Source organism: Massilia sp. DJPM01, from assembly GCF_030348125.1.
GTDB lineage: Bacteria > Pseudomonadota > Gammaproteobacteria > Burkholderiales > Burkholderiaceae_D > Telluria_A > Telluria_A frigida.
In genome coordinates this window covers 1-13,889 of the sequence record NZ_JAQOZV010000093.1, presented here as the reverse complement: position 1 = coordinate 13,889, position 13,889 = coordinate 1, and the positions used below count along the sequence as shown (strand labels likewise).

The following is a 13,889-nucleotide window of genomic DNA, read 5'->3' as shown; positions in this document are numbered from 1 at the left end:
GCCTGGCCCAGCTTGCAGAGGCGGTGAAAGAGGAGCGCGAACAGGCGGCCAGCCTTGACAAGTCGGTGGCCAGCGCCTTCCAGCAGATCGCTGACGGCGCAAAAAAAATGGGCGAGCAGGAGCTGGCCAGCATCCAGGGCAAATTTGCGCGGATGGCGAGCGACACCCTCGACCAGGTGCGGCGCGAAGCTGCCGCCCGGGCACCTGGGGGCCTGTGGTGGAAAGCGTCGGCTGTCTTCCTGGTGGGCGCGCTTGCCGGTCTGGCCGGCGGTTTCACCGTCGGCAAGGGTCTTGCGCCCAAGCTGACCGACGACCAGGTCAGGCTGATGCACAATGGCATGCTGCTCGATGGCACCTGGTCGAAGCTGCCGAAGCCGGCCCGCGAGCTGTTTGGAGTTGCGCCGAAAGCGGCCGACGCGCCGGTCGGCCAAGCAAAGACGGGCAAGTAATGACCGCCTCCGTGGTCGACCTGCTTGCCAGGCGTCGCGTCTTCTGCCGGTTTGTCGCTTCGGCGTCAGCCGCAGCAGCCAGGGCAATTGCAGACGGTCGCACCGTCGCCGTCTGGGATGGCGAAACACTGCACAGGCTCTACCCCGATGGCCGCCGCGAATCCATTCACCAGGAGGTCGATGATGAAGCCCCCGAAAGGCCCTGAAGGACCAGTGCCCCCGGTCATGGCGGTCATTGCAGGTTTGCATGGTGCCGGCAAGACCACTCTGCTCGAGCAGCTGCTGGGGGAGGACGGTTTCCCGGTGCAGCTGGTCGTCGATTCCCTCGATGGGATGGACGCGCTTGATGCCGCCATGACGCGCGCCATCGCCCTGAACCAGTCGATCGCGGTCGAGACGAGCCTCGACCACGCCGGCGTCGTGCAATGGATGATCAGGGCGGCCGAGCGCGGCTTTGCGGTGGAACTGGTCGTGGTCGGTGTCGATGACGATCAGCTGCTGCTCGATCGACACGCCCGCCGCCAGGACAAGCGCAGGCTGATCGATGCGGTGCGGCGGATGTCGTCAGCGGTTGACAACGCCCGCCGTGTCGTCGCGATTGACAACAGCACCGGGACCCCGTTCGTGGCGGCGACGATCGAGGCCGGCGAGGTCAAGATTCTCGACGCCAGGCCGACGTGGGTGGCACAGCGCATCCTTGCGCCGCGACTGGCGCGCATTGCTTCATTCAAGGCAGTGCGGACGATGTACCAGGTGATCGCCGGCAATGCCTCAATCGGCCCGATCCTGCAAGTCGGTGGCGCCGGCGCCGCTGTCTCGGTCGGCAGGGTGGTGGCTGTCAGCGAATTCCACCTCCTGCAGCAGATCGGTGAGGCGCTTCACGTTATCCACGATGTCAGCCTGCTTGCAACCGGCGGCGCGGGATTGGCGCTCAACGCCGTCGCCACCATCATGTACAGCCTCCCGGAGCGTGCTGGCGACGAGCGAGGCCTCGGCCAGCATCAGGACCAGTCGCAGGAACGTTAGCCTGGTCGGGGTCGTGCAGCAGGAGTGGCGTTACGGTCTCCGAAGGCGCCCTTTCTCGGGGTTGCCCTACTTTCGCGCGCGAAAGTCTGATCACCGCGCCCAAAAAAGCCGGGCTTCCCCCGTCACCCCGGGAATATGCCCGACCTGGGCGGCATGGCGCTCCCGCGCCCGCCGCTGTCCTCACCCGCAGCTGCCGACATAGTTGCAGCGCGATCCGCTCGACGCACAGAAAGCCACGTTCGGCAGCGACCAGCACATACAGCCCGTGGGCGAAGTAGACCGCAAGGGCGAATTCAAGCCGCTGCTGTGGCGGGACTTCCCTTGCAAGCCGCCAGTGCAGCCCGCGGCTGTCCATATCCACGCCCAGGGACAGCGTTTCCCGGCTGGCGGTCCTAATCTGCTGGCCCAGCTGCTGGCCTACGCTGTTCTCGATAGTATGCATGATTACGCTCCTTGGCTAGACTGAGGCGTCGGGTGTCCGAGCGCCCCTTTCAGATCACTCATCGACGCAGCGCTCTTGCCCGTCATGGCAAATTTCCGGGTCAAAATCGTATTCGACATACTCGTCGGGGTAGTCGCACCCAGCGGGGCAGCAGCCCATTTCGATGCCATGGGTACAGTAACCATCGTTGGCATTGTCGATGGCGGTCTGCTCGCGCTCATTGACCGTCTCGTAGCCGAATTCCATGGCGATAGCCAAGGCATCGGCGCGCTCGTGCTCTGCCAGGTCGTACATGGCCCGGTCCACGGCGGCGCTCAGGCGGCTGACGTAGTAGTCGTACGACAGACCGCATCCGTGGTTGGCGTCGGCTGCCAGCTTCTCGCACAGCGCGCGCCACTGGGCCTTGTCCAAGCCTTGTGCGTGGCGCTGTTGCCCAGCGCACCACCGGGAGGCCAGCAGCAGTTCATCATCGAACATCACCGGCATGGTGTGGATGCCGTTCGCCGCATCCGTCATGCCGTCCTTTTCGGCAAGCCGCTCGACCGTAGCCATGAGACCGGCCGCCTTTTGCATGTCCACCAGCTGCATGATCCGTGCGTTCGCCAGCAGCACCCGAGTATCCAATCCGCGCATAATCGCCTCCCTGAAAAGACCACCAATTAAGCTTCAACCCATGTAAGTATTATAGAGGTTTTGCTATTGACCGTCAGTAGACAGACGTACAAGTATATGCTTTTTTTGAGAATAATTAAACAATCAGGAGACGCTGATTTAGGACGCAGGCCGGGATGAAAACCGCTTCATGCCAAACCGGATAAGTAGGCTGTCGCGCAGTCGGGTTGGATGATTAAGCGATCCGTACGCCACCAGGTAGGGGTAGTGCGGGATACACCCTGCTGCCTCGCGAGCGCGGCCAGCGCGCTCGCCCCGCGCCGCCGCTAGTGGCAAGCCGTCTGCCTGGGCACGGGCCCGTGTAGCCGCCCGGTGCAAAGACAGCACGGCTGCCTTCGCCGCTTCGGCGACGGCTTCGCGTGCGGTGGCTTCGTCGTAAGCAGACACCCAGGCGATCAGTTCGTCTTCCATGATCGGTGCGCCCTGGGCGCGAACCTTGGGGAACACCTGGACGGCGTCGGCAAGGATCTCCGTGCAGTAGCGGACGATGCCGTGGCGGTCTGTCCACTTGCGCGTCTTGAGCCTGCCCTCCACGTACACGTCGTCGCCCTTGGCCAGCCCGTCGCGCACCTGCTCGGCGAGCCGTCCCTCGAGCACCGCCCTGTGCCATTCGGTGCTCCGGCGCGCCTTACCGGTGGCCTCGTCCACCTCGATCACAGTGGTCGCCAGCACGAGACGGCAAGCCAGCGCGCCGCTTGGCAGCGCTCCCCAGCTCGGCTCTTTCCCAAGCTTCCCCTTCAATGTGACCTTATTGATCGTGCCCATGATCGCTCCCCCGCTCGCCTGTCAGTGCATCCGCTTGTTCAGGTGGTCGCGCAGCTGGGAAGCCGCCGCGATCCCGGTGCAGTCCAAAGTGCGCTCGTAGGTGTTGCGCGACGGCCTGAGAATGAAGCCGGCGCGGCGCAGCAGCGCCCGCAGCGCCTTGTCGGGCTTGGCCGTGAACCGGAACGAGATCGTCTGGGCGCTCGCGTCCTCGCGGTACAGGTAGTCCTCCTGGTCGATGCTCACATCGATCCGATCCATGGACTCCAGTTCGCGTGCCATGCGGCGCAGCGCCACGATCTGCTGGTAATTGGTGCGCAGCTTGTAGTCGGTGTGGAAGGCGCAGCGGTTCTCGCTGTCGGGCTGCAGGAGGCGAGCCACCTTGGAGTCGGCATACCCGAGGCGTTTCAGGCCCTTGGCGTTCCGGTTGCGCACCAGCGTATTTACCTTGCGCATCCGCTCGCGCACCGCTTCCAGCTTGGCCAGCCTCACGGCAATCAGATCGGCAGCATCCTGGTGCGCGTCCACCTTTGCCACGCCACCGCCCGGTATTGTCAAAATATCAAAATGAGTTCGCATGATCGATCCTCTCTACTTTCGCGCGCGAAAGTGAGCGGCGGGTACGCCGCCGCTCCCTACATGGAATTGCCCGGCACAGTGCCGGGCGTCGGCACTACTCGGCCCGCATCGCTTCCGGCAACCACGCCACGTTGGCGAGAGCGCGTTCGGCTGCTTCCGCCGCCGCCGCCTTCTTCATCTTGTCCAAGGGGACTGCCGCCTCGGGCGAGACTGCCTGCGTCACCACGGCGACCATGCGCTCCTTGGAGACATGGCCGAAGTAGTCACTGGCCGTCGCCTTCCACCACTTCGACATGTCCAGCTTGAGACCTTGGGCGAGCGTGACGAACTGGGGATTGCCCCCTTCCCGCTGCTGGGTGGCGTCCAGCGTGCTGGCGACGCAGAACGCCATCATTTCCATCACCACGGCGGTGGGCTGGCTCGCCAGCCATTCCAGCCAGCCGCCCCCGATTTTGTCGTCCGGCAGGCGCGCCAGCAGCTGCTCGCGGCGCTCGTGGAAGGTCTCGGCGGCGCGGCTCTTCTTCGCCACCTCGGCCAGCATTGGCTTGGTGATGCTGATCTTCGCCAGCGTGCCGTCCGAATAGACCGGAAAAACCTTACGCATGAGGGTGTAGGTCAGGTAGACCAGCGCGATATCGCTCTGGTCCATCATCTCAGCTTGCAGGGCGGCCGTACGCTGGGAAGTCAACTCATGCGTAAGACGGTCGGAATGGATCGACTTGACGCGGCGCGGTGCCGCCCCGGTGTCGGCGTCGTCGGCCAGCTTGACCATCTTGCTCTTGTCCGAAGGACGGATGACGTCGCGCTTGACCTCGACGTTGCCGTAGTCGTCCAACGTGACGACGGCCCCGGCCAGCGCCTTGTCGTCGGCGTTCTGGATCATGGCGCGGGTCTTGTAAATGGCGCGCTGCTCGGCATCGAGCGCGCTGCGCTCCTTGTCCAGACGGTCGTATTCGTCCCCGTCGTCTTCCTCGTCAAGCGCTTCCATGGCTTCGTCCAGCAGGCCGATTTTCTCGTCCAGTTCGGCCACCCGCGCCTGTTGCTCGTCCGTGAGTGCGCTCTGTTTGGTGCGTACGCTGCCGAAGGCAGACAGTTCCGAATGATCGGCGCGGGGCAGAATTTCAACCCAGCCGAAGCCTTCCTTCACCAGCTTGGCGCGCTGCTTTTCCAGCTTCGCCAGCACGAGCCGTTCCAACAGCGCCACGTCGGTGATGTAGCCGTCGTTCGCGTTGCTAAACAGGTCGCGGGTCACGACCCCGCCAGCTTTCTCGAACGCTTCCACGCCGACATAGCGCGCCAGCCGGTCGGAACGCACGTTGACCTGCTGCGCGGTTAGCAGGCGGCGCAGGGCGCTGGAATGGCGGCTATGGTTCGGCAGGCTGTCCCACGCCTGTTCCTGGGCGGCGTGGTCGTCGGTGATCGCCAGCGCCTGCATTTGGTCGTAGCTGGCCTGCTCGTTGCGATACAGGTCGAGCAGGCGCGGCGCGATGTTGGCCAGCTTGAGGCGCTTCTTGACCGTCAGCGGATCGAGCCGGAACAGGAGCGCGATGTCGTCCACCGACTTGCCGCGCTTGGACAGTTCCATCATCGCGTCGTACACATCGGCTGGGTGCATGTCCTCGCGGCCCGAGTTTTCAGCAAGGCTGATCGCGACGGCTTCATCCTCGGTCACCAGCAGATAGGGGATCGCGTAGTCGTCCGGGAAAACGCCCTCGGCGATCAACTCGCCCAGCGAGATCAGGCGACGGCCACCGGCGACGATTTCAATGATGCCCGTCTCCTTGCCATCGACCACCTGCATGAAGCCGACGAGGTTTTGCAGCAGGCCCTGCGCCGCGATCAGCGCCTTCAATTCGCTGATGTCGGTGTTTTTCTTGCGCACGTTGAGTTTGCTGCGAACCATGTCGCAGAAACGGGCGGTGCGCATGGTCGCATGCTGGGTCAGTTCCGCGATGGCCGAGGCGATGGCGTTCAGGTGCGGGACGCCATTGGCGAAAGGGGTTTGGATGGTTGCGAGTTGCATATACTGCTCCTAAAGTCTGATGGTTTGGTTTGTTGGCCGCTGCGCGATCTGCTCATCGCGCCACGGCCTGCTGTCGGTCCACTTGCTCCTTGCGGAGCGGAAGGCGGCACTTGGACCAAAGGTGCCGCCCCTGCTGCTCTAGTCCAGGGCGGCGCGAATGATCCCGGCGTCCCGGTGCTGGAAAATGAAATCGGACAGACGTTGGTACGCATCGTTAAAACGATCGCCGTTTGGCAGCAATGCGAGGCGGCTGTAGGCCATGGCGGTGACGATGATGCCCGCCGTGTTTGCGCATACCTCATGCTCAAACCCGTTCGCGCACGCCAGATCGACCGTCTGGTCAGTCTTGGGAGCCATGTAAAAGCCACCGTTCGACAACTGGAAATAGTTCCACGCGCCGAGTTCAAAATCGACGCCGATGGTCCACATCGTGGCGAAAACAATGTTCTCCAATGTCACGTTACGGATTCCCGCCGTTGCATAGAGGGCTTCACGTTGTTGGTCGGAATCTTCGAGCAATGTGGCGCTGATGGCTTGGCTCAACAGCGGACGTTTCAGGTGTTCGTTGACGATGGCATGCATGATGGTTTCCTCAAGAAGTTGATCAGGTGAAAGGTTCGAAATCGATCCTCTCGCTCGAACTCTCTCGCTCCCGCCTGGGCGGGCGGGGGGTGGGGAAAGCCCTGCCCTCACGGGCAGGGTGGGGATGGGTGGGGTCCAAGGCAGCGAGGTAACGGGCCGCTGTATCTAGCCCGTTCCGTCGTTTATCCCCAAGCAAGCCCCCCTCACTTCCCAGGGGGGGCTGAAGTGGGGATTGAGGAACGGGTGTCCGCGGCCCGTGCTGCCCACGTGCAGTTAGGCGCCAGGTGCGCCGGGTTCACAGCGCAAGCGGCGGCTCAAGGGCCGTGACAGCGGCTTTTTGCTGGCACTGCCCTTGACGGCACCTGGCGACTCCGGGACGGGCCGCGGCCGGCTTCACAGCGCAAGCGGCGGCTCAAGAGGCGTGCCAGCGGGGGTTTGCTGGCGCGACGCTTGAAGGCGGGTCGTTCTCACTTCAGGTGTTTGTATGCGGGCCAGGCAGGGAGCGTCGACCGGCTGCAGCTACAGGTCGCCGAACGCCGTAAGGCGTGCTGGAGCGAAGCGGAAGGCCGCTTGGCCGAGCCCGCAGGGCCGAGACCCGGGCTTCATTGGGGCTCGGTTCACGAGAGACAAGGGTTTCGGCCCAGAAGTTGATTTTCGCCTTTCGATGTCAAGGCATGCAACCACAGGGATCCAGGATCTACATCACAGCAGTGCGCGTACCACGGCGAGCCTTCGATAGAATGAGGCAATGTGCGGACGCCTCGATCAGAACGATATAAGCAGATTGATCCTCAATTTCGATTGGGCGGACGAGGTATTCAACCGCAGCCAGGACGAGGACAAGGTCAATGCGGCGCCGGGAACCTACAGGCCGATACTGCACCTCGACGGCGAAGCGCTGTTCATCGACGACGTCCACTGGGGCTATCGCTCGGCATGGGCGGAAGCGTCCGGGAAAATCCCGATGGCCATCAATACCCGGCTGGACAAAATACTGAATCGGTACTGGAAGCCCCTGCTCAAAGGCGGACGCGCGATCGTCCCGGCGAAAGGTTGGTACGAGTGGACTGGTGAAAAAGGCGCCAAGCAACCATGGCATATTTACAGGACCGATGGGGCCCCGTTATACCTGGCGGCGCTGGTCGGACATGGCGATGTGGAATCGAAGACGGCCAATGGATTTACCATCGTGACCGCGGCGGCCGACGGCGGCCTGCTGGATGTGCATGACCGTCGTCCGATCGCCCTTGATGCCGCTGATGCGGCCATGTGGATGAAACCGGACTTGCCGGCCGACGAGGCGGCGCACATTCTCAATAGCCTGGCGGTGCCTGCCGAAGCATTTACCTGGCACATGGTCGACAAGGCGATCGGCAATGTACGCAACCAGGATCGGCACCTGGCGGAACCGGTGCCGGGTTAGTGGCCGACCTCTTCGCGCGCGCTGCGGGTGCCGGCTTCCGCCGCCAGGCGCGTGGGTGCCGGCGCTGCCACTGGCGCGGGCCTAGAGACCTGGCGATCGGAGAGCGCCTTGCCATGTTCTGCCAGGGGCAGGAATAGCGGCTCGTCGCGCTGCGGTCCGCGCCGCTTCAGAAAACCAATCTCGATGCCGCCCGGCGCCGGTCGAAGGCTGAGCCGGAGTGGCGCCGGCGAGGCGTCCTGTGACGCCGCCAGGGGGCGCAGCGCGAAGAACAGCGTCTCCCTGGCCTGCGCCGCCAGGTGCAGCCGGCGAAGACTCTCGGGTCGCACATGCGTGCTCCAGAAAAGCAGCGCGCCGCAGCTACCGCTTCGCAGCACCTGTTCGGCCGCCCAGAGGGCGTCAGAACTGGTCGCGCTTTTCAGCCAAATCAGCCAAATCAGCTGGGAAGGCGCCAGGCCCATGCCCGCCAGGGCGATGGCCTGCGGCGCATGCGGCGGCTGCAGGAAGACCACGCTCTTGTGGGCGACCTTGCGCAGCGCAGGCGCCAGCAGGCGTATCTCGCCGATCCCGGGCTGCTGGACCAGCAGGTCGACCAGGGTCCCGGTCGGCCATCCGCCATTCGGTAATTGCTTCGACAATACGGCATGGCCGGTGTCGATACAGCGGGTGGTGCAGCGGGCCAGCTGCGACGCCCGCCACAGGGACGGGTGTAACTCTTCCGGCTGCGGATGGACATTTGGCGAAATCATGTTTGTGGCGGGGCAACACTGTATGCCCATAAGGGGTATCCACTTAGCTCCAGTGAAGTTACAATCGTTACGGTAGGGATGACCATTGCTGATCACCCCCCGCGCAGATCCCGGCGTGCGCAATTCGCGCACCGGGCTCCTGCCTCGGGTATTTGGCGGTGAATCGCACAACTGGCCAAGGAGGATGAAGGATCTGAACTGGTGGCAGCCAAGCCTTGACCAAGCGGTTTACTTTCGCCCACGTCGTATCGTCCTGTTGGCTTGGCGCCAGAAACGATTGGTGCTCGCACAGTGGGGCAACTTGGTTCTGTCGCATTAATTTTTTTAAGTCTCATTTGCCTACGACATGTAGTCTGCAAAATGTAACAAAACACTACAGGTAGTGATATTTTTTGCTAATGCGACAGAGCCGACCAGGGTGCCGGTCGGCCATCCGCCATTCGGTAATTGCTTCGACAATAAGGCATGGCCGGTGTCGATACAGCGGGTGGTGCAGCGGGCCAGCTGCGACGCCCGCCACAGGGACGGGTGTAACTCTTCTGGCTGCGGATGGACATTTTGCGAAATCATGGCGGTGGCGGGCAACACTGTGCGCCCATACAGTACAACCTAAGGCGCCCGGTGGCAAGTCTGTTCGTCTTGCCTGGGGCGCGGCCGGCGCCGGCACCCGGTCGATTATGCGACGCAGTACATGACGGTGCTGCAGGCGAGCGCTTGCGCCACGCCAAGGCCCGCCAGCGCAGCGGCGGCGGCAAGCCCCGCGGCGGCTGGCGCCGGCGTGCCGGTGCGGCCGCGCAGCCAAGCCACGGCCCCGGCGATCGGCAGCAGCGCGCCAGGCAAGACGAACAGGTAGCCGAGCCAAGCCATGGACTCGGCAGACGTCCTGGTGAATACCCAGCAGGCATAGCCTGCAAGATAGGCCGACAGCGCGAGCGCGGACCCAGCCGCAACGGCCGGGCGCGGCCGGAAGGCCGCGATCACGCCGAGCACCGCGAGCTGGCTGGCCATGTAAAAAATGAAATTGGGCAGAAACCAGGCGTCCTTTGGGGCGATGGCAGCCGACAGCACCAAGCCAGGTAGGAGACTGGCCCAGGCCGAAGTGCGTTCCGTGAACATCATTGGAATTCCACTGAGTTGGGCGAACCGACGTTATGCCTGAAACCGCCGCCGCTGGCGATGTTTGCGTACGCCGTAGCGCGGCGCGCTACTTGGTGCCTCTCCATGCGATACCGTCACCGCAGCCGCGTACCGTCGCCCTAGCCCTACTTTCGCGCGCGAAAGTCACTTTGCGCGGTTCGCCCGGGCATTGATCGGACGAGTCCCGTTCCTTGCCATCAAAGTCCGGAACAGTGCATTCAGTCTGAGCAGCATGGAATTGCTGTGGAGCTGTGGAGCGATGTTCCCCGCCAGGTATTACCGGCTGTTTCTTAGATGGGGAGAAGAGGGAAAATGGAAAAAATAGCACGCTAAGCGTTAGAGTCTACCGCTTGAGGTCATACCCGCCGCCTGACTTGGTGACGCCGCGGAGCTGCTGCAGGTGGCTCCGTGTCACCATGCCGCTGCGGCAGATTGTATTTTGCACGGAAAATGGCATATTTTTTCGGCTGATAGGTGTTCATTTCTGCCCCCCAGGTGGGCGGCGCATTCACCTGGCACTTGGGAGGCCAAAACGCCTCACTAACCAGGATAAGATCATAATTAATATGAATAGGACAAGTAGACAGAATATATATAAATAGGGTGGGGTGCGGGGATGCCGCCCAGCCGACCGTTTCGTCGGTTGCTGTTCCATGTTGCGATAGGTCATACTGCGTTATCCCAAATTGCAACAGGAACACCATCATGAACGACAGCGTAAAACTCGACGTACCACCCAAGTTGGCGACCAAGGAAAAGGAAAAAGAGAGCCGCAAGAAATGGGGCAATGAGCTGATCGACGCCGGTTACACGATTCTTCCTAGCACCCTGATTACGCGTCAGAAGGCCCTCGGACTCGAACCGATTCACATCAATATCCTGCTCGTGCTGCTGACGTACTGGTGGACAGCGGACACCCTGCCCTATCCTTCCAAGAAGACGATGGCAGCGATCATCGGCGTAGACGAATCTACTATCCGCCGTCGCATCGCTGAAATGGAAAAGGCGAACTTCATTGCCCGAGTGCAGCGCCGCGTCGATAAGGACCGGAACTTGACGAACATCTATGATTTCACGGGCTTGATCGCCGCGTTGCAGCCGTTCGCCCAAGAGGAAATCCAGGTCAAGGAAGCCAATCGAGTCGCCAAGGCGAGCCGTGTCAGCCGCAAAAAGCCTGTACTTAAAGTTGTCGGACAGTAAAGGCACACACGATGGAGAACCCAGCATACAAAACGGCACTCGGCCTGCTCATCAAGTCAATGATGCACGATGGCGATGCCAAGCAGCATACAAACCATCAGGTCATCCTTCCGATTGGGCCGACGCCTCAAGTCCTGCTCGACCTGGGGATGCCCAACCTTCAGCTGGTCATCCTGGGGAAGGTGGTAGACAAGGTGCTTTTCGAGCATGGCATACCCAAGGGTACGATAGAGCGGCTGTATTCTTTGCTCGAATCGCCAAAGGCGGTTTTCAAGGGTCATCAGGACAATCCAGGCTCGGCGGTTGTTACATTCGAGCTGAAGAATATGGCCCCGATTATCATCGCTATCCACCCGAACAGGCAAATGGGCGGCCGGGTCGGCACTGCCTACAACAACATAGCGAGCATGTACGCGAAGGAGACCAGGACAGGCGAAAGTATCGAGGACCGGTGGACGCGGGAAGGTTTGCTGCTCTGGAAAGCCAAGTCGGCGGTGGTGCCCGCGGTGGTGGTGTCGGATGCGGCGGTCGTGACCGCTGTAGTCGTGCCCGCCCTAAAAGTCGTTGGCCAGAAATGAAAATAGTCGCCTACATTCCACGGTAAGAGCCCACTCTGCTGACGGGATACGGGACGAAATGTATGCGACTTGGACGCAATTATACATCAAATTTGAGACATGTCGACCCCCTCCTGGGAGGCGTGTGCGCCCCGCACCGGGATACCTGCTATTTTTGCCTCCGCGAAATCTACAGACTTGGTGACAGGATCGCGGCGCCGGCTACCGGCCGACGTCACCAGATTCGACAGAAAATTGCCGAAGGCAACCGCTTGCGGGCGGGGGCGGACGGCCGTATCGTCCGGGCGAGTTCGGCGTAGGGCGTGCCCGCCGTTGACGTTGGTGTGATTGGTGACTGGCTGGGAACCTAGGCGCGGCCGCTACGAACGCATGGAAAACTTTAGCGTGCTATTTTTTTCCGTTTTCCCTGTTCTCCCCTATTCCATGGACACCCGGTTCTTTCTATCCCCCACAGACTTCACCGAAGTAGTCGCCGCCAGCGCAACCGCCCTACTTTCGCGCGCGAAAGTCACTTCACCGCCGCAAAAACGTGCTCTGCCACGCCGCGCGATCTGGCCGGTGTCCCGTTCACGCTGGAACATCGGCCATTGGCGATCAGCGGAAGGACTCGACCTTCATGCTGCTCGCGGTGATTGTGAATTTCATCGTCTTCACTCGTGGATCGGCGGCGGCGGCAATGACGGCGCTCGCGTCAAGATGCTCCCCGAAATCGTCGCCGCCGAACTTCGCACGGGCCGTATCGTAATAGTCCTTGTCCTTCGCGGGGTCGCAGCCCTTGAAGTAGAAAATACAATTGACCTTCTCGCCGATGCTCGCGCCAACGTACGCGCCGTGATCCTTCGCGATGAAAATCTGTTTGATCGAATGCTCGGTGACGAAGGCCGCGAATTTGTCGATGGCGGCGCGGTTCAAAATGAGGCTTGGCATAGGAATGCTCCTTGTATGTGGGTCGCTAGGCGATGAACTCGCGCAGCGTGGACAGGTTTTCGTTGACGACGTCAACGCACATCGCGCCGCTGATCGGGTAGTCGGTGCCGAATCCGATCCTGTCCAGTTCAAGCACCAACTGGGCGACCGCGCCCGGGAGGGTGGCAGGCTCGCACTTGACCGGCACGTCCGCCAGCGCCTCGCGCAGCTTGGCCCGCTCGTATTTGCCCGTGGCCGTGTCCGCGCCATCCATTCCCTGCTCGAAAAAAGCGATGATCAATTCGAGTAGCTTCGCTTGGCAACGTCCCTCGTCCGGGTCCATGCCCGCTTCATCGGTGCTGAGGATTTCCTGACCAAACCAAACGCCGAAGGTTTCCGAAATTTCGTAGTCGGCCACGCCGGGAAAGGCCCCCGCCGACTGGTAGCCTGCCGCGATCAGGGCGCACGTGTACGGGGCGTAGCTCGTGATCCTGTCGATCAATTCGTAGCAGCCATTGTCCCAGTGGTCGAGGACGCGGTCGAAGAAGCCATTTCCGGTGCCTTCGCACAGGCCGAGGGACATAAAGGATGCGGTAACAAAGACGGTTTTCATGGATAGATCTCCAGCGGTAATTGTGTAGGTAGGATTGGCGCGCCCGCCGCCTCGCGACAGGCGCGCGGGTGGTTTAATCGAGCGCTGCGCGGATCGTGCCCGCCTCGGGGTGCTGGAAAATGAAGTCGGCCAGCTTGTGGTATTCCTCGCCAAACGCTTCGCCATTCGGCCCGAACGAGAGATTGCTGTATGCGAACGCGCTCACGATGATTCCCGCCGTATTCGCGTCCACGTCGCACTCGAAACCGTTTGGCGAAACCATGTGGAACTGCTTGTCGTTCTTGAGGGCGACGTAGAAACCGCCGTTCGACAGCTTGAAGAAGTTCCACCATCCGCCGTGGTAGGTTTCATCGAACAGGTGCATCGCATTGAAAAATGCGTGTTCCAAGCGAACGGTCTTGATGATGCTCGGCCCGGCAATATCGGTGAGACATTTCAAGCGCTCGTCCTCGTCGTCGATAGCTACGGCGACAATCCGCAAGTCCAGCGAGTGCGGCACCGACCCGGTATTGGTTGCGTGTTCCATATATTCCCCTTTGGCAAGTTGAGTGGTGGAGGTTCGGAAATCGATCCTCTCGCTCGAACTCTCTCGCTCCCGCCTGGGCGGGCGGGGGGTGGGGAAGCCCTGCCCTCACGGGCAGGGTGGGGATGGGTGGGGTCCAAGGCAGCAAGGTAACGGGCCGCTGTATCTAGCCCGTTCCGTCGTTTATCCCCAAGCAAGCCCCCCTCACCCTTCAAGGGGGGCTGAATT

The 13,889-nt window shown here is 61.9% G+C and carries 15 protein-coding genes and 2 pseudogenes; 5 read left to right on the top strand and 12 right to left on the bottom strand.

Features of this window, described 5'->3' with window-relative positions; genetic code table 11:
- Positions 1-449, top strand: a 449-nt coding sequence (locus PO883_RS32600; RefSeq protein ID WP_289313483.1) for a hypothetical protein, incomplete at its 5' end; no start/stop codon positions are given.
- A 225-nt stretch (positions 450-674) separates the two neighbouring features.
- Positions 675-1,475 carry a hypothetical protein gene (locus tag PO883_RS32595; RefSeq protein WP_289313482.1) on the top strand — a complete coding sequence of 267 codons (801 nt, stop codon included), beginning with the start codon at positions 675-677 and terminating at the stop codon, positions 1,473-1,475.
- 496 nt (positions 1,476-1,971) lie between these two features.
- Here the strand turns inward: PO883_RS32595 and PO883_RS32590 are convergent, their stop codons facing one another.
- The 5 genes from PO883_RS32590 to PO883_RS32570 form a co-directional block, all read right to left on the bottom strand.
- Positions 1,972-2,550, bottom strand: a complete 579-nt coding sequence (locus PO883_RS32590; RefSeq protein WP_289313481.1) for a hypothetical protein — start codon at positions 2,548-2,550, stop codon at positions 1,972-1,974.
- Positions 2,551-2,688: 138 nt separating this feature from the next.
- The gene (gene ssb / locus PO883_RS32585) at positions 2,689-3,354 is read right to left on the bottom strand and encodes a single-stranded DNA-binding protein (RefSeq protein WP_289313480.1); all 666 of its coding nucleotides are present in this window, start codon (positions 3,352-3,354) and stop codon (positions 2,689-2,691) included.
- Between the two features lie 21 nt (positions 3,355-3,375).
- On the bottom strand, positions 3,376-3,930 hold the full coding sequence (locus PO883_RS32580; protein ID WP_289313479.1) for a hypothetical protein: 555 nt from the start codon (positions 3,928-3,930) through the stop codon (positions 3,376-3,378).
- Between the two features lie 94 nt (positions 3,931-4,024).
- A complete protein-coding gene (locus tag PO883_RS32575) occupies positions 4,025-5,953 on the bottom strand; it encodes a ParB/RepB/Spo0J family partition protein (RefSeq protein ID WP_289313478.1) in 1,929 nt (642 codons plus the stop codon).
- A 138-nt stretch (positions 5,954-6,091) separates the two neighbouring features.
- The gene (locus PO883_RS32570) at positions 6,092-6,535 is read right to left on the bottom strand and encodes an antirestriction protein (RefSeq protein ID WP_289313477.1); all 444 of its coding nucleotides are present in this window, start codon (positions 6,533-6,535) and stop codon (positions 6,092-6,094) included.
- A 748-nt stretch (positions 6,536-7,283) separates the two neighbouring features.
- On the opposite strand from PO883_RS32570, the gene PO883_RS32565 reads away from it, so the two are divergent.
- The gene (locus tag PO883_RS32565; RefSeq protein ID WP_289313476.1) at positions 7,284-7,958 is read left to right on the top strand and encodes an SOS response-associated peptidase family protein; all 675 of its coding nucleotides are present in this window, start codon (positions 7,284-7,286) and stop codon (positions 7,956-7,958) included.
- Here PO883_RS32565 and imuA read toward each other — a convergent pair.
- The 4 genes and pseudogenes from imuA to PO883_RS32545 form a co-directional block, all read right to left on the bottom strand.
- Positions 7,955-8,704 (bottom strand): translesion DNA synthesis-associated protein ImuA, encoded by a 750-nt coding sequence (imuA, locus tag PO883_RS32560; protein ID WP_289313475.1) that lies wholly within the window; start codon positions 8,702-8,704, stop codon positions 7,955-7,957. The genes PO883_RS32565 and imuA overlap by 4 nt on opposite strands.
- Before the next feature lie 67 nt (positions 8,705-8,771).
- Positions 8,772-8,966: pseudogene (locus PO883_RS32555) on the bottom strand (hypothetical protein); the annotation flags it as partial.
- 149 nt (positions 8,967-9,115) lie between these two features.
- Positions 9,116-9,274 (bottom strand): annotated as a pseudogene (locus PO883_RS32550) (cell division protein); the annotation flags it as partial.
- A 105-nt stretch (positions 9,275-9,379) separates the two neighbouring features.
- Positions 9,380-9,823, bottom strand: a complete 444-nt coding sequence (locus PO883_RS32545; protein ID WP_289313474.1) for a hypothetical protein — start codon at positions 9,821-9,823, stop codon at positions 9,380-9,382.
- A gap of 723 nt (positions 9,824-10,546) precedes the next feature.
- Here PO883_RS32545 and PO883_RS32540 point away from each other — a divergent pair.
- Together PO883_RS32540 and PO883_RS32535 are read left to right on the top strand one after the other, a co-directional pair.
- On the top strand, positions 10,547-11,041 hold the full coding sequence (locus PO883_RS32540; RefSeq protein WP_289313473.1) for a helix-turn-helix domain-containing protein: 495 nt from the start codon (positions 10,547-10,549) through the stop codon (positions 11,039-11,041).
- Positions 11,042-11,052: 11 nt separating this feature from the next.
- Positions 11,053-11,619 (top strand): hypothetical protein, encoded by a 567-nt coding sequence (locus PO883_RS32535; protein WP_289313472.1) that lies wholly within the window; start codon positions 11,053-11,055, stop codon positions 11,617-11,619.
- 594 nt (positions 11,620-12,213) lie between these two features.
- Here the strand turns inward: PO883_RS32535 and PO883_RS32530 are convergent.
- The 3 genes from PO883_RS32530 to PO883_RS32520 form a co-directional block, all read right to left on the bottom strand.
- A complete protein-coding gene (locus PO883_RS32530; RefSeq protein WP_289313471.1) occupies positions 12,214-12,531 on the bottom strand; it encodes a DUF3085 domain-containing protein in 318 nt (105 codons plus the stop codon).
- A gap of 40 nt (positions 12,532-12,571) precedes the next feature.
- A complete protein-coding gene (locus tag PO883_RS32525; RefSeq protein WP_289313470.1) occupies positions 12,572-13,138 on the bottom strand; it encodes a hypothetical protein in 567 nt (188 codons plus the stop codon).
- Between the two features lie 73 nt (positions 13,139-13,211).
- Positions 13,212-13,664, bottom strand: a complete 453-nt coding sequence (locus tag PO883_RS32520; RefSeq protein WP_289313469.1) for an antirestriction protein — start codon at positions 13,662-13,664, stop codon at positions 13,212-13,214.
- Between the last annotated feature and the right edge of the window lie 225 nt (positions 13,665-13,889).